The sequence below is a fragment of the Aureimonas psammosilenae genome (assembly GCF_009176975.1).
GTDB classification, from domain to species: domain Bacteria; phylum Pseudomonadota; class Alphaproteobacteria; order Rhizobiales; family Rhizobiaceae; genus Plantimonas; species Plantimonas psammosilenae.
The window spans coordinates 274,848-296,826 of the sequence record NZ_WEZG01000004.1; the positions used below are offsets into that span (position 1 = coordinate 274,848).

Here is a 21,979-nt window from a genome sequence, read left to right on the forward strand (position 1 = left end):
TCAGGCCACCTTCAACATGGCCTCGCGGCCACTTTCCGGGTCGGTGAAGACGAAGTTGCCGTCGTCACCGGCCCGAAGCTGCTCGTTGGCATTGAGAAGCTCGATTCCGTAGACCGATCCATCAGGCGCCAGATCGATCAGGACGGACGCGCTGATCTCGATCGTTTCCACTTCGACGCGTTCGTCCTTGAAGCGGATATAGGCAGCGTTCGCTTGTGGGTCGTAGGTCAGTCTCACGAAGCCCTCCCGAATTTCACGATGACGGTGATGACCAGCCATTCATGGTTCTCGAACACAGCATAGGCTTCGACGCGTTTCGTGTCGAAGACCTTGGCACGCCATAGATAGTGACCTTGGAACGTCCGGTGAAAGCCGGTCCGGTCGAACTTGGCGGGAAATTCCTCGCCAAGCTCAACGGTCTCGACAACCTCTTCGGCCGTCGCGCCTCGCAATTCGAGCCGCGCGGCAGCGTGAGGATGGATGGCGACCATGTCCTCTTACCTCAGCGCGGCCTTCAACTCGTCCAGCTTGTCGTTGACGAGCCAGCCGTAATAATTCTCCTCCGGCAGCTTCGGTGCTTGGCCCGCGGCGGCGCGGCGCTTGTTCTCGGCGGCCAAAGCCGCCGCGCGGGCACTCGGGTTGCCGACATTGTAGAGGGTCGCGGTCAGGCCCGGATTGTTCGAGATGTCGAAGCCGGCGACGCGCTTGTAGCTGTCGACCGAGGAGCGGATCACCGCGGCCATGTAGGCGAGCGACTTGTCCGGGTCCATGATCGCGGCATAGACCTCGCCGGCATCGCGTGGGTCGAGTTCCGGCAGGCCCGACACCTTATGCACGACATCGGAAACCGACAAAGCCGTCAGCGGGTTGAGCTGGCCGAGGCCGAAGGTTTGGCCGGCATAGAAGGGCTGGAAGAACACCACGCCGAAGCGCTTGTCGGGAAAGCTCCTCCCTCCCACCCGGCGGCCCCGGAACTCCGCGTTCCAGACGCCCTCGCGGCAGGTCCACAGGGCCTCGTCGCTCCCCTCTCCGCCGCAGTTCCGGAACTCCGGGCGTTTCACGAAATCGGCCACCTCCTCGCCCTCATAGGCGAACTCGACCTTGGAGGTCATGTAGGACATGGCTTTGACGTAATAGGTCTGGAGGCGGTCCAGCGCGTCGACATTGTAGGTATGTTCGCCCACCAGCGCGCCGACGATGTGGATCGGATCGATGCCGTAGGCGGAAGCCGCCTTGCGGATCTTGCCTTTCAATTCGCCATTGCGGGCGATGAGGTCGCGGATCTTCTCGTATTTCGCCTGAAAGGTGCCGCGCGTGTCGCCGGTGCGCTTCATCGACCCGTAAGGCACGGCGGGCTGCGCTTCGTTGCGGTTGCCGGGCGGCACCGTGGTCGCCGCCAAAGCGGGGGATGCAACGGCGAGGCAGAAAACGAGCGCAAGCCGCGAAAAGGAACGGAGCATGGGAAAGAACCGTGAAAGGCCGGACGGCGCTCCGATAGCGCTTCTTCGCCGGCCGATGCAAATCATGCCGCCGTGTTCCACGTGAAACATTGCGGCTTCTGAGTTCAGTCTTTTGTGGGATCGTGGCCCCAGTTCTTCAGGGAATAGGTCCAGTTGGTGTCCTCGATATCGCCCTTCGGCTTCTGCTTCAGATGGCGATGGACGTAGCCGACGACCTTGGCCATGTGGTCCCAGTCGTCTTCTTCGAGATCGGTTTTCTTCTTCGCCTTGATCTCCAGAATGCGCTCGCCGCTCTTGTGCCCGGTGGATTCACCGCCGCCCGTCTTGCCGGACGACGCCGCGCCGGACTGCGTGTCGCCGACGCTTTTCGACTCTTCCGTGTCCAACCATTTCTTCAGGGCGGCGGGCGTCATGTTCACCGCCTCCTCCCATTCCTTCCAGATCGTGTCGTGATCCTTCGCCATCCACCGCTCTCCCGTGTCACCTTGGCGGCGAACGGAAGAGTTCGTCGCCAAGTTCCCGGAAATGACGGCGTGCCGCAGGCTCTCAGGCGTAATGGGTCGGAAGCGCGCTGCCCGCCTTCAGCGTTTCCATGGAAATGTAGGCCGACATATCGAAGAACTCAATGCGCGACACCAAGCGCTTGTAGACGGCGTCGTAATGCTCGACATCCGGCAGGACGAGCTTCAGGATGTAATCGAAATTGCCGGTCAGCCGGTGCACCTCGACGATCTCGGGGATGCTGGACACGGCCCGGCGGAACTCGTCCAGCCAATCGGCGGAATGGCGCTGCGTCTTGACGATCAGGAAGATCGTCGTCGGCAGCTTCATTCGGGCGCGGTCGAGAAGCGCCACGCGCCGCGCGATATACCCTTCCGCTTCCAGGCGCTGGATGCGGCGCGAACAGGCCGAAGGCGACAGCGAAACTCGGGCGGCGATCTCCGCCACTGGCTTCTCAGTGTCCTCCTGTAGCAGGGCCAGAATGGTGCGGTCGCGATCGTCGAGCATAAAGGCGAAGATTGCATATCGAACTTCGCCAGCGCAACAGCGATGCATCTTCCGCGTAAAATCCGCCTTATAAATGCAGAAGTCTGTCGGCCTTTGCCATCAAACGCGCGCCGTTGGCGGAAGGTTTGCATCATCCTCTTTTCATCAGAAGGGGAAGGACGACACGATGAAGACGATCGGGCTGATCGGGGGCATGAGCTGGGAATCCAGCGCCGTTTATTACCGCCTTCTGAACGAGGCGGCGAGGGCGCGGTTCGGCGGGCTGGCCTCGGCCGACGTGCTTCTCCATTCGCTCGACTTCTCCGCCGTCGTCGCCCTTCAGAAGGCCGGACGCTGGGATCTCGCTGCCGACATGCTGGCGGCCAGCGCCGGCAAGCTGCAACTGGCCGGGGCGGACTGCGTGCTGATCTGCACCAACACCATGCATCTCGTCGCCGACCAAGTCGCTGCCACCCTGTCCGTTCCGTTGATCGACATCGTCGCCGAAACCGGCGCGGCGATCACCGCCTCCGGCCGGCACCGCCCCCTGCTTCTGGCTACCCGCTACACGATGGAGCACGGCTTCTATGCGAAGCGGATGCAGGAGACGTCTGGCATTTCGCCGATCGTGCCGAACGAAGAGGATCGCGCCCTCGTTCATCGCGTGATCTTCGACGAGCTTTGCCAGGGGATCGTCAGCCAAGCTTCGCGCGAGGCGATGCTGGCCGTCGTGGAGCGCGGCCGGATGGCCGGCGCGGACTGCGTGATCCTCGGCTGCACCGAAATCTGCTTGCTGCTCGACCCCGATGCGCTGGTTCTCCCCGGCTTCTGCTCGACGCGCATCCATGCCGATGCCGCCGCCCGCTTCGCCTTTCCGGATGTCGTGCGTCAGTTTCACGACAAGGTCGCCGCATAGGCTTCAACGGATCGGGACGCCGGGCACTGGGAGGGGTGCCAGGCGTCGCCCTTACGCGAAGAAGAGTTCGAGCCCATGTGCCGTTTCCTCGCCTATGCCGGCCCGCCGGTCTTTCTGGAACAGCTTCTCGTCACGCCCCGCGCGTCCCTGATCGCGCAGGCCTCGGCCGCGCGCGAGGCCAAGACCGCCGTCAACGCCGATGGCTGCGGCGTCGGCTGGTATGGCGAGCGCGAGGAGCCCGGCCTTTATCGCGGCATCCTGCCCGCCTGGTCCGACGCCAATCTCGTGTCGCTTTGCCGCCAGATCCGCTCGCGCTTGTTTCTTGCCCATGTGCGGGCGGCAACCTCCGGCGAGGTGTCCACCGCCAACTGCCATCCCTTCGCGCAAGGCCGGCATCTCTTCATGCATAACGGCCAGATCGGCGGCTACGAGCGCCTGCGCCGGCGCGTCGATGCCCTGATCCCGGACGCGCTTTATCCTTCCCGCAAAGGCACGAGCGATTCCGAGGCGATCTTTCTGGCGGCGCTTGGCCAGGGGCTGGAACGCGACCCCGTCGGCGCGATGACGCAGACACTGACCCAGATCGTCGCCGCAATGAGCCCGGCGGACACCGGCGAGCCTCTGCGCTTCGCCGCCGTTCATACCGATGGCGAAACGCTCTACGCTTATCGCTGGGCGAGCGACGGTCAGCCGCCCTCGCTTTATTGCCGCGAGGAAGGCGAGGGACTGGTGATCGCCTCCGAGCCCTGCGACGAAAATTCCGGGCGCTGGGCCCCCGTCCCGTCCGGTGGGCTTCTCACCGTCAGGGGAAACGGCGAGGTGTCTTTGCGCATGCTGGAAATCGACGGCGCGAAGGCGGCAAGCCCGTCCCGCGCCGCCTGATCGTTCAGGCGAGCGCCACGCGCCGTGTTTCGACATCCACCAATGAGACCAGCACGGCGGCGAGCGCCAGAAGGCCGGCGAAAGCGCCGAGCGCCGTGCCGAAGCCCGCCGCCATGGCCGGGGCCAGCAGCGAAGGGGCGAGCAGCGCGCCGATCCGCGCCATCGCCCCGGCGCTGCCCATGCCGGTGGAGCGCAAGGGCGTCGGGAAGACCTCCGGCGTGAAGGCGTAGAGCGCGCCCCAGGTGCCGAGGAGCGCGAAGCTCATCAAAAGCGTCGCTCCCGTCACCAGCGCGCCCGATGTGCCGAGCGCGAACAGGAAGCAGCCGAGCGCGCTCAAGATCAGGAAGCCGATCAGCGTCGGCTTGCGGCCCCAGCGCTCCACCCCGTAGGCGGCGAGCGCATAGCCCGGAAGCTGGGCGAGCGCGACCATGACGAGGAAGAGATGGCCGCGCACGAAGCCGAGCCCGCCCGCCGCGAGCTTCACCGGCAACCACACGAAGACGCCGTAATAGGACACGGACACGAGCAGCCAGACCAGAAGAAGCGGCACGGAGCGGCGGCGCAGTTCAGCCGAAAACAGGGCGGAAACCGGCAGCTTCGCGGGAATGGCGCTCACTGTCCCTCGATCGAGGGCAAGCGCGCGAGGCCTCCGCCCGTTGACGCTCGCGACGCGGTCGAGGACGGCCTGCGCTTCATCCACCCTCCCCTGGCGGAACAAGAACAGCGGCGATTCCGGCAGGCCGAGGCGCAGAACGAGGCCGATCAAGCCCGGCAGCGCGATCACGAGGAAAATCGTGCGCCACGGGTCCACACCCCCGACATTGGCGGCCAGAAGCGCGAGCAGCGCGACCGCTACCGTTCCCACGGCCCAGAAACCCTCCAGCGCCACCAGCCACCGCCCGCGCCGCTCGGCCGGCAGGAACTCGGCCATCATGGCGTAGTCCACCGGCAGGGTGCCGCCGACCCCGATGCCGGTGAGGAAGCGCAAGGCGAGGAGCCACGCGAAGTCGGGCGCGAAGGCCGAAGCGATGCCGAACACGGCGTCGATCAGAACGCCCGCGATCAGAACGGGGCGGCGGCCGATCCGGTCCGCGAGGCGGCCGAACACGAAGGCGCCGACCATCATGCCGAGAAACAAGGCCGTTCCCGTTTGCAGCGCCTCGGGCACCGTCAGATCGAAGCTCGCCGCGATGGCCGCGGCGGTGAAGCCGACGGCCAGAACCTGCATCGCGTCGGCCGCCCAGACGAGACCGAAGATGCCGAGAAGCCGGCGCTGAAACCGCCCTGTTCCGGCCGAGGACAAAGCTTGTTCGAAGGAAGAACCGCTGCCGGACATAGGCTCGCTTCTCAAAAAGGCTTGGCTGCCCTGGATCGCGACCGAACTGACGCAAGAAGACCTGCACCCAGCTACGATCAATTTGAAATATAGCCGCCTAAAAAGCGCGCCGACGCAAGTTCCGATTAACGTCGATCAACAAGAATATTCAACCGAGAAGCAACCCACCGAACGAAGATTGCAACCGAGATGAGCACGCCCAACGCCGCCAAGACCCTTGATGAGCGGCTCGCCTTTCTGGGGATCGACGAAGCGTCGAAAACGAGGTTGCGCAGCCTCGGCCCCACCATCGAAGCCTCGATCGGCAGTGCTCTCGACGCCTTCTATTCCAAGGCCGCGACCGATCCCAATACGCGGGGCTTCTTCCGCGATCCGGCTCACATCGCGAGCGCGAAGGAGCGTCAGGCGCGCCATTGGGGGCTGATCTCGCAGGCGAGCTTCAACGATCGTTACGTGGAAGGCGTGTCGGCGGTCGGGCGCGTCCATGCCCGTCTCGGGCTCGAACCGCGCTGGTATATCGGCGGCTACGGCCTCATCGTCGAGAAGCTGATCGCCGAGATCGTGGAAGCGCGCTGGCCCTCGCGCTTCGGCCGGAGCCATTCCGCCCGGCTGGCGCAGGAAGTGGCGGTGGTGGTGAAGGCCGCGCTTCTCGACATGGATTACGGCATATCGACCTATCTGGAAGCGCTCGATGCGCAGCGGCGTGCGTCGGAAGAAGCACGGGCGAAAGGCGAGGCCGAGTTGAAGTCCGCGCTCGCGGCCTTCGCCCAGGCTTTCGCGGATCTTCGCAAAGGGGATCTCGCGGCGCGGATCGAAGCGGATCTCGACGGCGATTTCGTCGGCATGGCGAAGGACTACAACGAAGCCGCCGCCGCCCTGGAAGACACACTCGGCAAGGTGACGGGCTCCATTTCCTCCATTCGCGGGGGCCTTGGCGAGATCACGGTGGCGGCGGGCGACCTGTCGCAGCGCACCGAGCAACAGGCGGCGAGCCTGGAAGAAACGGTGGCGGCGCTCGCCGAAGTGATGCGCGGCGTCGACGGCACGGCGGGACGCGCGGCCGAAGCGCGGGGGGCGGCCGCCGCCGCCCTGATGAACGCGGAAAAAGGCGGCGTCATCGTGGATCAGGCCATCAGTGCGATGGGGGCGATCGAGCAGTCCTCGGAAAAGATCGGCCGGATCATCGGCGTGATCGACGAGATCGCCTTTCAGACCAACCTCCTGGCGCTCAACGCGGGCGTGGAAGCCGCGCGCGCAGGCGAAGCCGGCCGAGGCTTCGCGGTGGTGGCGCAGGAAGTGCGGGGCCTCGCGCAGCGTTCGGCGGAAGCCGCCAAGGAGATCAAGGACCTGATCTCGACCTCCTCGGCGCAGGTCGCGCAAGGGGTCGATCTCGTCACGGCCTCGGGCAGGAGTCTCGGCGAGATCGTGTCGACCGTCGGCACGGTGGCCAATGTCGTGTCCGAGATCGCGGCCGCCTCCCGCGAGCAGGCGGTGGCGCTGAAGGAGGTGGCGGTGGCCGCCGATCAGATGGACAAGGTCACGCAGCAGAACGCCGCCATGGTGGAGGAAACCACCGCGGCGGCGCAGTCGCTCGCCAGCGAAACGGAGGAACTCGCCCGTCTCGCCGAACGCTTCGTCACCAGAACCGGCAACACGGACCCGCGCGCCGCGAAGGCTCCCGCCCGCCGCGCACCGCCTGCCCCGTCCCGCGCCGCGCCGGTGCGGCAGGCGAGGCCCATGATACAGGCCAAGCCCGCCAGCGACGATTGGGAGGAGTTCTGATCCCTCGTCAGAGGATGTAGCGGGACAGGTCGACGTTTCCGGCGATGCCGTCCAGCGCCTTCCGGACATAGTCGGCATCCACGGTGAAGCTCTGACCGCCCCGGTCGGGCGCTTCGAAGGAGATTTCGTCCAGAACCCGCTCCATCACGGTCTGGAGCCGGCGCGCGCCGATATTCTCCACCGAGCCGTTGAGGCTGACGGCAAGATCGGCGATCGCATCGATGGCGTCGTCGGTCACCTCCAGCGTGACGTTCTCGGTCTTCATCAAGGCGATGTACTGCTTGATGAGGCTCGCCTCCGTTTCCGTCAGGATGCGGCGGAAATCGTCCTTGGTAAGCGCCCTCAGTTCCACGCGGATCGGCAAACGGCCCTGGAGTTCCGGCAGGAGGTCGGAAGGTTTGGCGACGTGGAAGGCGCCGGACGCGATGAAGAGGATGTGGTCGGTCTTCACCGGCCCGTGCTTGGTGGCGACGGTGGTGCCTTCCACGAGCGGCAGAAGATCGCGCTGCACGCCCTCGCGCGACACGCCCGCGCCGCCATAGCCGTCCTTGTTGGCGACCTTGTCGATCTCGTCCAGGAAGACGATGCCGTTGTTCTCCACCGCGCGGATCGCTTCGGCGACGACCTGCTCGCCGTCCAGAAGCTTGTCGGATTCCTCGTTGATCAAAAGCGCGTAGGAGTCGCGAACCGTGGTGCGGCGCTGCTTGGTGCGCCCGCCCATCGCCTTGCCGAACATTTCCGACAGGTTCAAAACGCCGATATTGGCGCCGGGCATGCCTGGGATGTCCATGCCGCCGAGCGGATTGGCGGTGTCCGCGACATCGACGTCGATCTCCTTGTCGTCGAGTTCCCCGGCGCGCAGGCGCTTGCGGAAACTGTCGCGCGTCGCCGGCGAAGCGGTCTTGCCGACAAGGGCGTCCAGCACGCGGTCCTCGGCGCCTTGATGGGCTTTCGCCTTCACTTCCTCGCGCTTCTTCTCGCGCACGAGGCCGATGCCGATCTCAACAAGATCGCGCACGATCTGCTCCACGTCGCGGCCGACATAGCCGACCTCGGTGAACTTCGTGGCCTCCACCTTGATGAAGGGCGCGCCAGCCAACCGCGCGAGACGGCGCGAGATTTCGGTCTTGCCGACGCCGGTCGGGCCGATCATCAGGATGTTCTTCGGCATCACCTCCTCGCGCAGCGCCCCTTCGAGCTGCTGACGGCGCCAGCGGTTGCGCAACGCCACCGCCACGGCGCGCTTGGCGTCCTTCTGGCCGATGATGTGGCGGTCGAGTTCGGAGACGATCTCACGAGGGGAGAAGTCGGTCATGGATGGGTCCAGGCTGGCGCCCGGCGAGGAGCCGGGCCGTGGTCGGGCAAGCCGCGCTTCATGCGGCGACCTCCCACAGATGGGGCGTCGCGCTTGGCGGTTCCACTCCCGCCGTCAAACGGAAAATTCGCTGCCATTCACATAAAATTCGATGAGTTTTCCCGCCTATTGATCAACGCTTTCGCTATGATGCGATTCGGCCTCCGGGAATGTCCGCTTTATCGGTGGCCGAGCTTAACACTATGAATGGTCGCGGGGATCGTTGTATCCCTTCGCGTCGATCGGCGACGCGCGGCGGCTTCTCTCGGCTCGCGTGGCCGGCGGGAACGACTTGGCGGGAAATGGAATGTCCGCAGCAGCGATATTGGAAGCCCTCCCGACGCCCTGGGACGAAACCCTGCTGCACGATGCCTTGAAGGCCATCATCAAGGCCTATGGCTATACCCACTACGCGATCTTCACCATTCCCTCGCCGGACGACGTCCGGGCCGAACTGAAGCTCATTCTCGGCAACTGGACGCCGGAATTTCAGAAGGGCTACGAGAAGCTCGGGCTTCAGCGCTATTCGCCGGTGATCCGCGCGGTGAAGGCCGGCCCGACGCCTTTCGTCTGGGACCTGGAGTCGCTGTTTCCCGACGACGAACCGACCCCGACCGTGCGCTTTCTGACCGCGAATGGCATCCGTGGCGGCGTCTTCGTTCCGGTGCATGGAATGTCGAGCTTCGCGGGGGCGCTCGGCCTTTACGGCGAGCGAACCGATCTGTCGGCGCGCGAGGCCTGCGAATTGCAGTTCGCGAGCTTCGGCGCCTTCGGCATCCTGGCCGCGTGCCGCCTGGAAGAGAACCGGCGTTCCAATCCGCTGACCCCGCGCGAGCGCGACTGCCTGAAGCTCGCGATGCTCGGCAAGACCTCGTCCGAGATCGGGATCATCCTGTCATTGTCGGAATATACGGTGTCGCAATATCTGACGGCGGCGACGCGCAAGATGAACGCCTCCAACCGCACCCATGCCGTCGCGATCGCGGCTCAGATGGGTTACTTGAGCTGAGGCCAGCCGGTCTCAGCCCATCACCTTCTCCACCGCCCGGATCATCAGATCGGCGCTGAAGGGCTTGGCGATGAAGCGCGCCTGGGGCGGCAGATCGCCCGGCCCCACCTTCACGCGGCCCGAGCACACGACGACGGACACGTTCGGCCAGCGCTTGACGACCTCATGCGCCAGTGCGATGCCGTCGATCGGACCCGGCATCTCGATATCGGTGAAGAGGAGTTCGATCGTCTCGACCTCTTCCAGATGGCGCAGCGCATCGCGCGAGTTCGCCGCTTCCAGAACGGTGAAGCCCGCCTCCTCCAACGTGTCGGCGGCGTCCATCCGAAGCAGGGGCTCGTCCTCGGCGACCAGCGCCACAGCGTGTTTGAATTTCGCGACCATGCGCCACAAATTCGCCAGAGAAGGAAAGGTTGCGCCCTTCCTCAGCGAATGGCGTCACCCTTCGCCGCTGAGACCGGCGAGTGGTGCCGAGATCCGGCACCGCAATCCCTCGGTCCGGAAGTCGAGATCGACCTCGCCGCCGATCGTTCCGGCAAGCCCCCGCTCGATCAGCCGCGAGCCGAAACCGCGTCGCTCGGGCTTGGTGACGGTCGGGCCGCCGTGCTCGCTCCAGAACACGTCGAGCCGCGCGTCGTCGGCTTTCCCCGTCACCGTCCATTCCACCGCGACATGCCCGTCCGGCACGGACAAGGCACCATATTTGGCGGCGTTGGTGGCGAGTTCATGGAGCACGAGGGCAAGCGACAAGGCGGCGGAGGCGCCAAGCTCCAGGGATGAACCCGACAAGCGCACGCGGCCTTCGCCGTCGTCATGAACGGCGAGCGTCGCCTGCGTCAGGGCCGCGATGTCCGTGCCGTCCGTCGTGCCGGACAGAAGCAGTTCGTGCGCCCGGCCGAGCGTCGCCAGCCGGTTGGACAGGGACAAGCGCGCCGCCTCCAGGCTCGGCGCGTTGCGCAAGGTCTGCGCGGCGATGGCCTGCACCATGGCAAGGTTGTTCTTCAAGCGGTGGCCGAGTTCGCGGTTCAACAGCCGCTGCTGTTCCTCGGCGCGCAGGCGTCCTATGGCGGCCTGCGTGCGGTCGCCCACCGCGCGCACGAAGTTCAACTCGTTTTCCAACCAGAGATGCGGCTTGTCGTGATGCACGAAAGCGACCGCCACCAGATGGCCGTGTTCCATGATCGGCAGGTTGACGAGAACGCGAATGCCGAGCGCCAGCAGCGCCTCGGCGTTTTCGCTCGTGCGCGGATCGGCCGTGACATCGCCGATCACCACCGCTTCGCCGCGCTTCAGGTCTTCGATGAAGCTGCCGTAATCGCGGAAGCGGTGGAGGCCGGCGATGCTCGCCACCCCCGGCGCCTGCCAGTCGGGCTGCATCATCACCGTTTCGTTCAGGACATCCACCGTGCCGAAGCCCGCGCGCGTCGCGCCGAGCGTCCTCGCCATGACTTCGGCGCAGGTATAGGCGATGCGCTCGACGCTGTCGGCTTCGCGCAGGCGGTCGCCGAGTTCCACGAGGGAGAGCTTGCGCAGGTCGCCGAGCTTTCTCGCCGTGATGTCCATGGCGACGCCCGGAAAGCGCGAGGCCTGCCCTTTCTCGTCGAGATAGCAGTGGCCGCGCGCGTGGACCCAGGTGACCGTGCCGTCGCGGTGGAGAAGGCGGTATTCCTCCATGAAGTCGCCGCCGTCGTTCAGCGTCCTGGCGATCCGCCGCCCCGCCTCCTCGCGGTCCTCGGGATGGATGCCGTCGACGAATTCGGCGATCGGCACGCCGGCGGCAGCCCGCTCGGGATCGACGCCGTACATGCGGGCGAATTGCGGACTGGCATGGAGAATGTCGCTGCCCACGTCCCAGTCCCACCAGCCGAGGGAGCCGGACGCCTCGAAGGCGAGCGCCAGCCGCTCCTCGCTGAGGCGCGCCCGCGCCCGGCTGAGCCGCAGCTCGGTCAGGAGATCGGCGTGAACCGCGAGCCTGTCGCGCGTCGCGTCGTCTACGCCCGCCTCCGTCCCGCCGGGCTCGCCGGAACCGGCCAGAAGACGCCGCAGGCGCGCATTGTCCGCTTCCAGCTCGTCGCGGGACAAGGCCTGCATTTCGTCGGCGCTCATCGCGAGGACCTTCGTTGCATGTGGGAACGATCCGCCGCCGAACCGGGTTCGGTCGTCGGTCGATCCCACCGTGAACCCGATCGGAATGACGGAACTGGGGCGGAAGTCGAGCCCATCCCGATTAAATCGGATGGCCTGCGCTTGTTCTCGGCGTTTGGGGTGGAAACGCCGTTCGCGAATTTCCTCATCAGGACAAGGATGGGGCCGACAAGCGCCGAGAAAAGGGGGGGCGCCCGAAAGGCTCGAGCGAAAACCCATGGATTTCGTGCCGGGACGATTGATCGCGCTTCCCTCCCCCGGTCAAGCTAGTTAAAGATTTAGACCTAGGGGTTGCCGCGGGGGCGGGTCGCGACAAAAGCCATGCACGAGGAATCCGACGTCATCGCCGGAACGTCCTCGCTCAAGATGCCGCGCGAGCGGACCTTGGAGCGAAGCGGATTGCTGGAAGTCTCCGGTCGGCAGGCGCTCGACCGTTTGATCGCCCTCGTGCGCGACGTCATGGACGTGCCTGTCGCATTCATCTCGCTGTGCCAGGACGACCGGCAGCTTTTCATCGCCCATCGCGGTCTGCCCGCCAGCCATGCCGATGGCTGGCCGCTGGCCCGCACGCTGTGCCGCCATGTGATCGCCAGGGGCGCGGCGCTCGCCGTCGCCGATGTCGCCACCGATCCCGCCTTCAACACAAGCGCGGCGGAAACCGGGCTGGCCATCGGCGCTTATCTCGGCATTCCGGTGAGGGTCGGCGGCGCGGTCGCCGGGGTCCTGGCAGTGGCGGATTGGCAACCGCGCCTGTGGAGCGAAGGCGCGCGGCGGCGGCTCGGGGATTTCGCCCGCATCGTCGGCGACGAGATCGACGCCCGCTTTTCCGAAACGCGCTGGCGCGTCCTATTCGAGGACACGCAGGAAAGCTTCTATGTCGCCGAAGCGATCCGCGACTACGGCGGGCGCATGGTCGATTTCCGCTATATCGAGGTCAATCCCGCCTTCGAGCGCCTGCCCGGCCGCGCGGGCGCGGCGGGCCGCACGGTGCGCGAACTTCTGCCCGCCCAGGCCGACAAGCTCGTGGAGGACTACCGGACGGTCGTGGAATCCAGCGAGCCGCGCTTTTCGGAAACCGAGACCGACGGCGAATGGTACGAGGTGCGCGCGCGGGGTCTCGGCGACGACCGCTTCGCCGTGACCTTCCATTCCATTGGCGAGCGTCGGCGCCAGGAAGCGCTCGCGGCGCAGGCGAACCGGCGCTACCGGATGCTGTTCGATTCCATCGATGAGGGTTTCTTCCTGATCGACGTGATCTTCGAGGGTACCCAAGCCGTCGATTATCGCTTTGTCGAGGTCAACGCCGCTTTTACCCGCCATACGGGGCTTTGCAGCGTCGTCGGCAAGCGGATGCGCGCGCTTCTGCCCGGCCACGAGGACCATTGGTACGAGACCTATGGGCGCGTGGCGAAAACCGGCGAGGCCTTGCGCTTTCGCAACATCGCCGCCTCGCTCGGCAATCGCTGGTACGAAAGCTACGCGTTCCGCGTGGACGGCGAAGCGCCGAACCGGGTGGCGGTTCTTTTCAACGACGTGACGGAGCGCGTGGCGGCCGAAACGCGGCGTCAGGTGCTGAATTCCGAACTCGCCCACCGCCTGAAGAACACGCTGGCGATCGTATCCTCCATCATCTCGCAGACCCTTCGCTCGGCGAGCGACATGGAAACGGCGCGCCAGTCGCTGTCGAACCGCATTCAGGCCCTGTCGAAGGCCCACGACGTGCTTCTGTCGGGCCAGCGCGACGCGGCCTCCGTCGCCGCCATCGTGGAAGGCGTGGTGGCGATCCACGACGGAAGCGGCCGCGTGCGCTTGAACGGCCCCCATCTGCCGATCGGCCCCAAAGCCAGCCTGTCCTTGTCCTTGATCGTCCATGAGCTTGCGACCAATGCCGGCAAATACGGCGCTCTTTCCGCGCCGGAGGGCGTGGTGGATGTGGAATGGGGCATCGCCATACCGGAGGGTACGAACATTCCCTGCCTCGCCTTCGCCTGGGCGGAGCGCGGCGGGCCGCCGGTGGGCCAGCCGCCGCGCAAGGGCTTCGGCACGCGGCTGGTGGAAATGGGCCTGTCGGGAAGCGACGGCGCGTCCGTTGTTCTCGACTACGCGCGCGACGGCTTCCACTGCCGCCTCACCGCCCCCCTCGCCGAGATCGCCACCGCCGACGAAGCGGAAGCGGGATAGAAGGATCAGGCTTCGGCCGAAGCCTTGCTGCCTTCCGAGCGCAAGAAAAAGGGCCCGGATCACTCCGAGCCCTCCTTGTCGAACGTTGCTCTGTTCAGCCGCCGAGCACCGTCGGGGCCGGCAGGAACTGGTAGGCCCAGGTTTCGGTCAGCGTTTCCTCGCCTTTTTTGAGGTAACAGCGAAGCTCCACCGGCTCGTTGCCTTCCGCCATCAGGTCGAAGGTGACGCGCCAGGAGGTGTTCACCTTCACCGAATAGGCGTCCACCTTGCCGATGGTGCCGCGCGAAGCGGAGACCACGGGCTCCACGCCCTTGGCTTCGCGATCGAGCGCCGCGACCAGCCCCTCGTCGAAGTCGATCACGATCTTGGTGACGCCCGGCGGACGGGGCTGGCCGGGAATGCCGCCGCGCCCGATGCGCGTCGCCACCACCTCGCCGACATTGCCCCGGTTAGGCTGATCCTTCGCCCAGGTGAGGCGGTAGTCGTAGGCCAGCGCATCGCCCTTGGACACCGGCTTGTCGGCCAGGAAGTAGAAGGCGATGTTGTCGTGGATTTCGTCGTCGGTCGGGATTTCCACGAGCTGCACCGACCCCGTCGGCCATTCGCCCTTGGGCTCGATCCAGACGCTGGCGCGCTTCTCGTAGAAGACGCCGTCATCCTCGTAGTTCTCGAAATTGCGATCGCGCTGAAGAAGGCCGAAACCCTTCGGCACGCCCGTCCCGAAGGTCGAGGTCATGACCTGCGGCGGGTTGTTCAAGGGGCGCCATATGCGCTCGCCGGTTTCGGTAATCATCGCCGCGCCGTCGGAATCGTGGACTTCCGGCCGCCAGTCGACGCGCCGGCCGCGATCGGTCTCGGAATACCAGAACATGGAGGTGAGCGGCGCGACGCCGACACGCTGGATCGCGTCCCGCGCGAAATAGCGCGAGCGGATCTCCATCACGATCGGCCCGTCCTTCTTCACGTCCATTTCCAGGACGCCGGCGATGCGGGGCGAGTTCATGCGGCAGGCGATCTTCACGCGGCCGCCGATATCCGAGGGTCCGAGATAGAAGTCGGTGAAGCGCGGAAACTCTTCCGGCGTCGGCATGGCGACGTCGATGGCGAGCGCACGGGCCGACAGGCCGAACTGGTCGAGCTCGCCGCTCGTGCGGAAATAGGCGGCCCCCAGAAAGGCGATCCAGTCGCGCTCGGAATTGGGCTCCAGAATGCGGAAGCCGGCGAAGCCGATATCCGCCGGCAGTTCGGTCGCCGGGGAATCCGACGGGATCTCGAAGAGCTTCGGGTCGAAGATCAACTGGCGGGACGTGTCGCCTTCCACGATGTTGATGCCGACCGGCATCTTGAAATAGCGCCCGAGATAGAAGAACCGCAGCGGTGCCCGACCATCGTTCAGTTCCAGCGTCTGGTCGCGGCGATAGCGCAGGCGCTGGTGCTGGTCGTAGTCGATGCGCTCGATCACGTCGCCGAGGCGCGGCACTTCCGGCACGTAGGGCTTCTCGGCGAGCTGGCGGGTTTCCTCCACCAGGCGCTCGAAGGAATAGGGCACCGGGTCCTTGAAGCGGATCGAGGTGCCTTGCGCGGCACTGGCCGCCACGTCGGCGGCGGCGGCGAAAGCCCCCTTCCCCAATGGCAAGGCAAGCCCAAGGGAAGCGAGAAAGGCGACCAGGTCGCGGCGGCTGAGATCGGTCATCGAGGCTCCGTTCGAGATCGTCGCGGGAACGGTTCGGCGGCCGAGCCGCATCTCCATCCCCGAAGCGATTCGGCTCGTAGGGGGCGAATGTGACATCCCGATGCCGCCGCGCAAGGGGCGGATCGGAGGCATCCCACGTTTTCCGTGCGACTTCCCGGCCACTTCGCCCGTCCCCTTTCGGTCGTGCCGGACCCGGCGCTAGGTCACGCAATCCGTAAGGGTAGCCCGAAATTCCCGTGCGATTTTAAGGGATGGGGAAGCCCGGCCTTAAGTATTCAGTAGCCCATAGCAGGCACTCTTGGTCGCAGCCAAAGATCGCCGGGAGGCGGCGGTCCCCCCTTTCGGAACCGAACCCGATGTCATTCGCAAATCTCAAGGTCAACCGCAAACTGGTGGTCGCCTTCGCGCCGATCCTCGTCGCCGTGACCGGCATGGCGGGCATGGTCTGGAACAATATTTCCGATATCCAGACCGCTTCCTACTGGGACGTCCACACGACCAAGGTCCTGGCGGAAGCCCAGAAAGCCCAGCAGGGCATTGTGGAGCAAGTCGCCGGCATGCGGGGCTTCCTCATCTCCCCGCAAGACGTCTATATCAATGCCTACGATGCTGGTCTCAAGACCTTCCAGGACGCTACCGCCCAGATCGGTGCTCTGACTGCGGACAACCCGGAACAGCAGAAACGCGTCGCCACCCTCCAAAAGGCCGCAGCCGATTACAAGACCAATGTTGCCGACGTCCAGCGTCAGCGCGCGTCCAATCCGGCCACCTTCGAATCCGCCAAGGAACTGACGAAGAACGGCGCAGCGCTCTCCTATGTGGCGCAGGTCAAATCCACCATCGCCGAGATTTCCGGTGCCGAGCAGACGCTTCTCGTTTCGCGTCGTGCGGCGGCCGAGGAATCCTTCACCGCCGGCTTCATCACCCTCGCGGTCGGTGCCTTCGCCGTGTTCGCGATCGCCGTCTCGATGGGCCTTCTCCTGTCGCGCGGCATCGCTCGCCCCATCGTGGCGATGACGGATGCCATGAAGCGGCTCCAGAAGGGCGACAAGACGGTGGCGATCCCCGCGATCGGCCAGCGCGACGAACTCGGCGACATGGCCGGGGCGGTGGAAAGCTTCAAGCAGGCGGCCATCGAGAAGGATCGCCTGGAATCCATGACGCAGGAAGAGCGTGAAGCGGCGGAAGCGCGCCGTCGCGCTTCCGAGCGCGAAGCCACCGAAGCCGCCCGCCAGGCCTTCGTCGCGGCCGTTCGCCCGAGCTTCGAGAAGCTTTCCGCCGGCGACCTGACGGCGCGGCTCGATCCGGCCAAGAATGCCGGCTATGTCGAGGTCTGCGATCTCTTCAACGAAAGCGTCGGCAAGCTCGAAGACACCATCGGCTCCGTGGTCGGCGCGGTTTCCTCCATGCGCGTCGGCTTGAGCGAGATCAACACGGCCGCCGGCGACCTGTCGCAGCGCACCGAGCAGCAGGCGGCGAGCCTGGAAGAAACCGTCGCGGCCTTGTCGGAGGTCATGCGCGGCGTCAACGTGACGGCGCAGAGCGCCGACGACGCGACGGCCGCCGCGACGCTCGCCGAAAAGGAAGCGCAGAAGGGCGGCGCCATCGTCGGGCAGGCCGTGTCGGCCATGAGCGAGATCGAGCGTTCTTCCGCCGAGATCGGCAAGATCATCGCGGTGATCGACGAAATCGCCTTCCAGACCAACCTCTTGGCTCTCAATGCCGGTGTCGAGGCGGCCCGCGCCGGCGAAGCAGGACGCGGCTTCGCGGTGGTGGCCCAGGAAGTGCGCGGGCTTGCTCAACGCTCGGCGGAAGCCGCCAAGGAGATCAAGAACCTGATCTCCACCTCCACGGCGCAGGTGAGCCAGGGCGTCGATCTCGTCACCGCTTCCGGACGCTCGCTCGAACAGATCGTGGATCAGGTGGCCGGCGTTTCGCAGGTCATCGCCAAGATGGCCCATTCCGCCCGCGAGCAGGCCGTGTCCTTGAAGGAAGTGTCCACCGCCGCCGACCAGATGGACAAGGTCACCCAGCAGAACGCGGCCATGGTGGAGCAGACGACGGCGGCCGCCCAGAACCTGATGAACGACACGAACCGCCTGTCCGCGCTGGTGGAAAGCTTCAACACGAGCAATGCCGGCAGGTCGGCCGCGATGCCCAAACCCGCTGCCCGGCCCATTGCCACGGCCCGTCCCGTGCCGCAGATGCGCTCCACCGGTCGCGGGGGCGCCGCCCCGAAGGTGCAGGCGCAGGCCGCGCAGGACAATTGGGAAGAGTTCTGAAGGCTGAAGGACCCCGGCGGTCCTACCCACGTGAAACAACAAAGGGGCCTCAAGGGCCCCTTTTCATATCGCCCGTCAGGCCGGGAGGAGACGGAAGCCGCTTCCCTGCGAGCGCACCCAGCGAAAATCGGGCAGGTGCCCGCCGCTGACGATCCAGCCATAGCGCACCGCCTGTTCCAGAACGCTCCGGCGCGTCATGGCGGCGGTTTCGGGATCGAGGTCGAAGACCAGCCCGGCATTCGGGTCGGGTCCCTGCACCTCTTCCAGATGCATCGCATCGCCGAAAAGCAGGAGCCCTCCGGCGGCATCATGGATGAGGTAGCCGACATGGCCGGGCGTATGGCCCGGCAGCGCCAGGGCTTCGATCCCCGGTGAAACGATGCCGTCCATGATCGGAACGAGTTTCGCGCCGTAAACGCGCTTGAGCCGCGCGGCGAGGTCGAACGCGCCCTGACGCGGCGCCGGGGCTTTCTCGCGCTGCCGGGCATCCAGGAAGAAGGCGAGCTCGGCCATGGGCACGAGGATCTCGGCTTCAGGGAAATAGCGCTCGTCGCCCTCGAAAAGGCCCTGCGCATGGTCGCCATGGATATGGGTCAGGAGAACACGCCGCACAGCGTCGCGCTCGATGCCGAGATCGGCCAGTTCCTGCCGCAAATGACCGAAGGTCGGCCCCCATTCGGTGCCCGCTCCCGCATCCACGAGGGTCACGCCGGAGGCGTCGCGCAGGAGAAAGACGTTGACGTCGACCCGCACCGGCGCTTCGCCCCAGTTCTTGCGAAGCTCCGCTGTTGCGACCTCGCCATCCGCATGGATCAGCACGTCGGGCGGGGCCTCGAACACGCCGTCCTGAAGGCGCAGGACCTCGAAGGGTCCGAACCGGCGCGACGCTTTCGGCTTTCGGGATGATGTCATCCGTCCCGTCCCCTTTCCTTGTTCCTCTTCTGCGAACCGCAAATACCGTCAGAGCTTCCGCAGCGCCACCCGATCGACGCGATGGTTCGAGCCCTTGCGCAGGATCAGGTCGGCGCGCGGGCGCGTCGGCAGGATGTTCTCGTGGAGGTTCCTGGCATTGATGTCCCGCCACAGGCTTTCGGCGATCTCCAGCGCTTCGCCTTCCGCGATCGCGGCATAGCGGTGGAAGAAGGAGCGCGTGTCGCGGAAGGCGGTTTCGCGAAGGCGCATGAAGCGGTCGAGATACCAAAGGCGGATATCGGCCTCGTCGGCGTCGATATAGATCGAATAATCGAAGAAGTCGGACACGAAGGGCACAGCCTTGCCGTCCGGCGGCATGGGGCGCACCTGCAGGACGTTGAGCCCTTCGAAGATCAGGATGTCCGGCTGGTCCACGGCGACCTGCGCGCCCTTCACCACGTCATAAACGAGGTGAGAATAAACCGGCGCCTCGACATGCCGACGCCCGGCCTTCAGATCCGACAGGAAGCGCAGGATCGCGCCGACATCGTAGCTTTCGGGGAACCCCTTGCGCCGCATCAGTCCTTCGGCTTCGAGGACAGCGTTCGGATAAAGAAAGCCGTCGGTGGTGATGAGGTCCACCTTGGGGCTCGACGGCCAGCGGGCGAGAAGTTCCTTCAGGATGCGCGCCGTGGTGGACTTGCCCACCGCCACCGAGCCGGCGATGCCGATGATGTAGGGGGTCTTCACCGCGTCCTCGCCCCCTAAAAACCGGCGGCGCTGGCGAAACAGGGTCTGGCTTGCCTCGACATGGGCCGACAGAAGGCGGGAGATCGGCAGGAAGATGCGGCCGACCTCGTCGAGATCCACGGGATCGCCGAGCGAGCGCAGGCGATCGACTTCGGCCACCGTCAGCGTCAGCGGCTGGCCAGCACGGAAATGCCCCCATTCCTCCGCCGCGAAGAAGCGATAAGGAGAGAACTGCGAAGGGGTCAACTGATCCATGGATCAGACCACGTCCTTGGGGCGGCGCGCTTTTTCCTGAAGACCGGTCTCGGCGGTGCGCCGATCGAGTTCCGCCATCACTGCGGACAACGGCAGGCCGCGAAGATGCAGCACGACCATCAGGTGGTAGAGAAGGTCCGCGCTTTCGCCGACAAGGTTCGCGTCGTCCTCGGCAAGCGCCGCGATCACCGCTTCCACCGCTTCCTCGCCGAGCTTCTTGGTGGCCTTGGGCAGACCCTTGGCGACGAGCTTGGCGGTATAGGATTGCGGATCGTCCGAGGTCGCGCGGCGCGCGACGATGCGTTCCAGATCGGCGAGCGTGAAGGCGGTCATGCGGCGGCGTCCTGGCGCATGGCCAGACCGGCGGCGGCCATATGGGCCTTGGCCTCGGCGATGGTGTGGGTGCCGAAATGGAAGATCGACGCCGCCAGAACGGCGCTCGCCCGGCCCTCGCGGATGCCGTCCACGAGATGGTCGAGACTGCCGACGCCGCCGGACGCGATCACCGGCACGTGCACCGCGTCGGCGACCGCGCGCGTCAGGCCGAGATCGAAGCCGATCTTGGTGCCATCGCGGTCCATGGATGTCAGGAGGATTTCCCCCGCCCCGAGCGCCACGACGCGGCGCGCGAATTCCACCGCATCGATCCCCGTCGCCTCGCGCCCGCCATGGGTGAAGATTTCCCAGCGCGCGTCCTCTGTTCCACGTGAAACACGCTTGGCGTCGATGGCGACGACCACGCATTGGTCGCCGAACTTGTCGGCGGCTTCGGCCACGAGTTCCGGGCGCTTCACCGCCGCCGTGTTGACCGACACCTTGTCCGCGCCCGCCACGAGCAACCGGCGGAAGTCGGCGACCTCGCGCACGCCGCCGCCCACCGTCACCGGCATGAAACAGCGCTCGGCGGTGCGGGCGACGACATCGAGGATGGTGTCGCGGTTCTCGGTGGAGGCGGTGATGTCGAGAAAGCAGAGTTCGTCCGCGCCCGCAGCGTCATAGGCGGTTGCGGCTTCCACCGGATCGCCGGCGTCGATTAGGCCTTCGAAATTGACGCCCTTGACCACGCGGCCGTTTTTCACGTCGAGGCAGGGAATGATGCGGCACTTCAGGGTCATCGGACGCCCCGGCAGAATTTCAGGGCCTTATGCGATGCCCTGATAGAGGTCCGCAAGGGGCAGAGACGTCGTGAGACCCGGCAGTTCCACCGTTTCCTCGCGTCCCGCGATCATTTCGGGCGGACCGAAGCGCCCTTCCCCGTTGCGGCTCCACACCCAGACGCGCGGCTCGTCCTGCGCCAGAACGAGGTAGTGGCGCAGGGATGAGAACGCCGTATATTCCGCCGCCTTCTCGTTGAAGTCGATGGCGAGCGAGGACGGCGACAGGATTTCGGCGGTGAAAACTGGTTCGGTCGTCGCCAGTTCCTCCCCAGGGCCGTCGCGATGGAAGATAACGACATCGGGGTAGCGTATGCCCGCGAAGGTCCGCACACCCCATTCCACAGCAATACCGAGGCCCAAGGCGGATGCAGAGCCGTGCAGGAGGAGATAGAGTCTCCCACACAGTTCCGCATGACGCCGCGTTCCGCCCGTCATCATCAAGACATTTCCCCCGACGAACTCGTACTTGCCCTCGCGCCCTTCGGCCCAGCGCAGGAACTCGTCAGCGGTCCAGATCTTCGATTGCGGATGATGGACGTTCATGGCGGCAAGATAGGCCGACGCGTCCTAGTTGTCAGCCTTCTTCCGGCGCCTTCAGCCAGACCTCAACGGGGCCTTTCAGCTTCATGGTCATCGGTCGTCCGTGGCGGTCTTTGGAATTACCGGCGGCGACGCGAATCCAGCCTTCGCTCAGGCAATATTCCTCGACATTGGTCTTCTCGACGCCCTTGAAGCGCACGCCGATGCCCTGGCTCAAAAGCTCCTCGTTGAAGAACGGGCTTCCGGGGTCGGCCGACAAACGGTCCGGCAGGTTGTCGCTCATGAAACTTCACTCCGTCTCGATGGCCCCGGATAATACGGCCCGGCGCAGGATGCAA

The 21,979-nt window shown here is 65.6% G+C and carries 22 protein-coding genes; 6 read left to right on the plus strand and 16 right to left on the minus strand.

The features are described from left to right. From F9929_RS10035 to F9929_RS10055, 5 genes are all read right to left on the minus strand, one after another. Positions 1–237 carry a DUF2283 domain-containing protein gene (locus tag F9929_RS10035; protein WP_152046417.1) on the minus strand — a complete coding sequence of 79 codons (237 nt, stop codon included), beginning with the start codon at positions 235–237 and terminating at the stop codon, positions 1–3. Continuing rightward, a complete protein-coding gene (locus F9929_RS10040) occupies positions 234–491 on the minus strand; it encodes a hypothetical protein (RefSeq protein WP_152046418.1) in 258 nt (85 codons plus the stop codon). Before F9929_RS10040 ends, F9929_RS10035 begins: the two co-directional genes overlap by 4 nt. A 6-nt stretch (positions 492–497) precedes the next feature. After that, the gene (locus F9929_RS10045; RefSeq protein WP_152046419.1) at positions 498–1,460 is read right to left on the minus strand and encodes a DUF1402 family protein; all 963 of its coding nucleotides are present in this window, start codon (positions 1,458–1,460) and stop codon (positions 498–500) included. Between the two features lie 104 nt (positions 1,461–1,564). Next, complete coding sequence (locus F9929_RS10050; protein WP_152046420.1) at positions 1,565–1,924, minus strand: DUF3140 domain-containing protein; 360 nt, start codon at positions 1,922–1,924, stop codon at positions 1,565–1,567. An 82-nt stretch (positions 1,925–2,006) separates the two neighbouring features. Continuing rightward, complete coding sequence (locus tag F9929_RS10055) at positions 2,007–2,468, minus strand: Lrp/AsnC family transcriptional regulator (RefSeq protein WP_152046421.1); 462 nt, start codon at positions 2,466–2,468, stop codon at positions 2,007–2,009. Between the two features lie 166 nt (positions 2,469–2,634). Here F9929_RS10055 and F9929_RS10060 point away from each other — a divergent pair, with 166 nt between their 5' ends. After that, positions 2,635–3,363: an aspartate/glutamate racemase family protein gene (locus tag F9929_RS10060; RefSeq protein WP_152046422.1), complete on the plus strand. Its 729-nt coding sequence runs from the start codon at positions 2,635–2,637 to the stop codon at positions 3,361–3,363. Between the two features lie 75 nt (positions 3,364–3,438). Then, a complete protein-coding gene (locus tag F9929_RS10065; RefSeq protein WP_152046423.1) occupies positions 3,439–4,245 on the plus strand; it encodes a class II glutamine amidotransferase in 807 nt (268 codons plus the stop codon). Between the two features lie 4 nt (positions 4,246–4,249). On the opposite strand, the gene F9929_RS10070 is transcribed toward F9929_RS10065, so the two are convergent. Beyond that, positions 4,250–5,581, minus strand: coding sequence for an MFS transporter (locus tag F9929_RS10070; RefSeq protein ID WP_152046424.1), 1,332 nt, complete (start codon positions 5,579–5,581; stop codon positions 4,250–4,252). Positions 5,582–5,770: 189 nt separating this feature from the next. On the opposite strand from F9929_RS10070, the gene F9929_RS10075 reads away from it, so the two are divergent. After that, on the plus strand, positions 5,771–7,363 hold the full coding sequence (locus F9929_RS10075) for a globin-coupled sensor protein (protein WP_152046425.1): 1,593 nt from the start codon (positions 5,771–5,773) through the stop codon (positions 7,361–7,363). 7 nt (positions 7,364–7,370) lie between these two features. Here the strand turns inward: F9929_RS10075 and hslU are convergent, their stop codons facing one another. Continuing rightward, entirely contained in the window at positions 7,371–8,678 is a 1,308-nt protein-coding gene (gene hslU / locus F9929_RS10080; protein WP_152046426.1) for an ATP-dependent protease ATPase subunit HslU, read from the minus strand. A gap of 346 nt (positions 8,679–9,024) precedes the next feature. On the opposite strand from hslU, the gene F9929_RS10085 reads away from it, so the two are divergent. Continuing rightward, positions 9,025–9,726, plus strand: a complete 702-nt coding sequence (locus F9929_RS10085) for a helix-turn-helix transcriptional regulator (protein ID WP_152046427.1) — start codon at positions 9,025–9,027, stop codon at positions 9,724–9,726. Positions 9,727–9,738: 12 nt separating this feature from the next. On the opposite strand, the gene F9929_RS10090 is transcribed toward F9929_RS10085, so the two are convergent. Both F9929_RS10090 and F9929_RS10095 read right to left on the minus strand, forming a co-directional pair. Continuing rightward, on the minus strand, positions 9,739–10,110 hold the full coding sequence (locus tag F9929_RS10090; protein ID WP_152046428.1) for a response regulator: 372 nt from the start codon (positions 10,108–10,110) through the stop codon (positions 9,739–9,741). 54 nt (positions 10,111–10,164) lie between these two features. Further along, positions 10,165–11,832 carry a sensor histidine kinase gene (locus F9929_RS10095; protein ID WP_193227687.1) on the minus strand — a complete coding sequence of 556 codons (1,668 nt, stop codon included), beginning with the start codon at positions 11,830–11,832 and terminating at the stop codon, positions 10,165–10,167. A 360-nt stretch (positions 11,833–12,192) separates the two neighbouring features. Here F9929_RS10095 and F9929_RS10100 point away from each other — a divergent pair, with 360 nt between their 5' ends. Beyond that, positions 12,193–14,052 carry an HWE histidine kinase domain-containing protein gene (locus tag F9929_RS10100; protein WP_152046430.1) on the plus strand — a complete coding sequence of 620 codons (1,860 nt, stop codon included), beginning with the start codon at positions 12,193–12,195 and terminating at the stop codon, positions 14,050–14,052. 94 nt (positions 14,053–14,146) lie between these two features. Here F9929_RS10100 and F9929_RS10105 read toward each other — a convergent pair whose 3' ends face one another. Further along, positions 14,147–15,745, minus strand: coding sequence for a glucan biosynthesis protein (locus F9929_RS10105; protein WP_152046431.1), 1,599 nt, complete (start codon positions 15,743–15,745; stop codon positions 14,147–14,149). A 356-nt stretch (positions 15,746–16,101) separates the two neighbouring features. Here F9929_RS10105 and F9929_RS10110 point away from each other — a divergent pair, with 356 nt between their 5' ends. After that, positions 16,102–18,027, plus strand: a complete 1,926-nt coding sequence (locus F9929_RS10110; RefSeq protein WP_193227688.1) for a methyl-accepting chemotaxis protein — start codon at positions 16,102–16,104, stop codon at positions 18,025–18,027. A gap of 75 nt (positions 18,028–18,102) precedes the next feature. Here the strand turns inward: F9929_RS10110 and aidB are convergent, their stop codons facing one another. The 6 genes from aidB to F9929_RS10135 are packed head-to-tail and all read right to left on the minus strand — an operon-like array spanning position 18,103 to position 21,924. After that, positions 18,103–18,939 carry an AidB family quorum-quenching N-acyl homoserine lactonase gene (gene aidB / locus F9929_RS10115; protein WP_152046433.1) on the minus strand — a complete coding sequence of 279 codons (837 nt, stop codon included), beginning with the start codon at positions 18,937–18,939 and terminating at the stop codon, positions 18,103–18,105. A gap of 48 nt (positions 18,940–18,987) precedes the next feature. Further along, on the minus strand, positions 18,988–19,944 hold the full coding sequence (coaA, locus tag F9929_RS10120) for a type I pantothenate kinase (RefSeq protein WP_193227689.1): 957 nt from the start codon (positions 19,942–19,944) through the stop codon (positions 18,988–18,990). 3 nt (positions 19,945–19,947) lie between these two features. Beyond that, the gene (locus tag F9929_RS23965) at positions 19,948–20,277 is read right to left on the minus strand and encodes a phosphoribosyl-ATP diphosphatase (protein WP_193227690.1); all 330 of its coding nucleotides are present in this window, start codon (positions 20,275–20,277) and stop codon (positions 19,948–19,950) included. Next, positions 20,274–21,059 (minus strand): imidazole glycerol phosphate synthase subunit HisF, encoded by a 786-nt coding sequence (hisF, locus tag F9929_RS10125; RefSeq protein WP_152046434.1) that lies wholly within the window; start codon positions 21,057–21,059, stop codon positions 20,274–20,276. Before hisF ends, F9929_RS23965 begins: the two co-directional genes overlap by 4 nt. A 27-nt stretch (positions 21,060–21,086) precedes the next feature. Beyond that, complete coding sequence (locus tag F9929_RS10130; RefSeq protein ID WP_152046435.1) at positions 21,087–21,644, minus strand: Uma2 family endonuclease; 558 nt, start codon at positions 21,642–21,644, stop codon at positions 21,087–21,089. A 31-nt stretch (positions 21,645–21,675) separates the two neighbouring features. After that, positions 21,676–21,924, minus strand: coding sequence for a DUF3297 family protein (locus F9929_RS10135; RefSeq protein ID WP_152046436.1), 249 nt, complete (start codon positions 21,922–21,924; stop codon positions 21,676–21,678). Between the last annotated feature and the right edge of the window lie 55 nt (positions 21,925–21,979).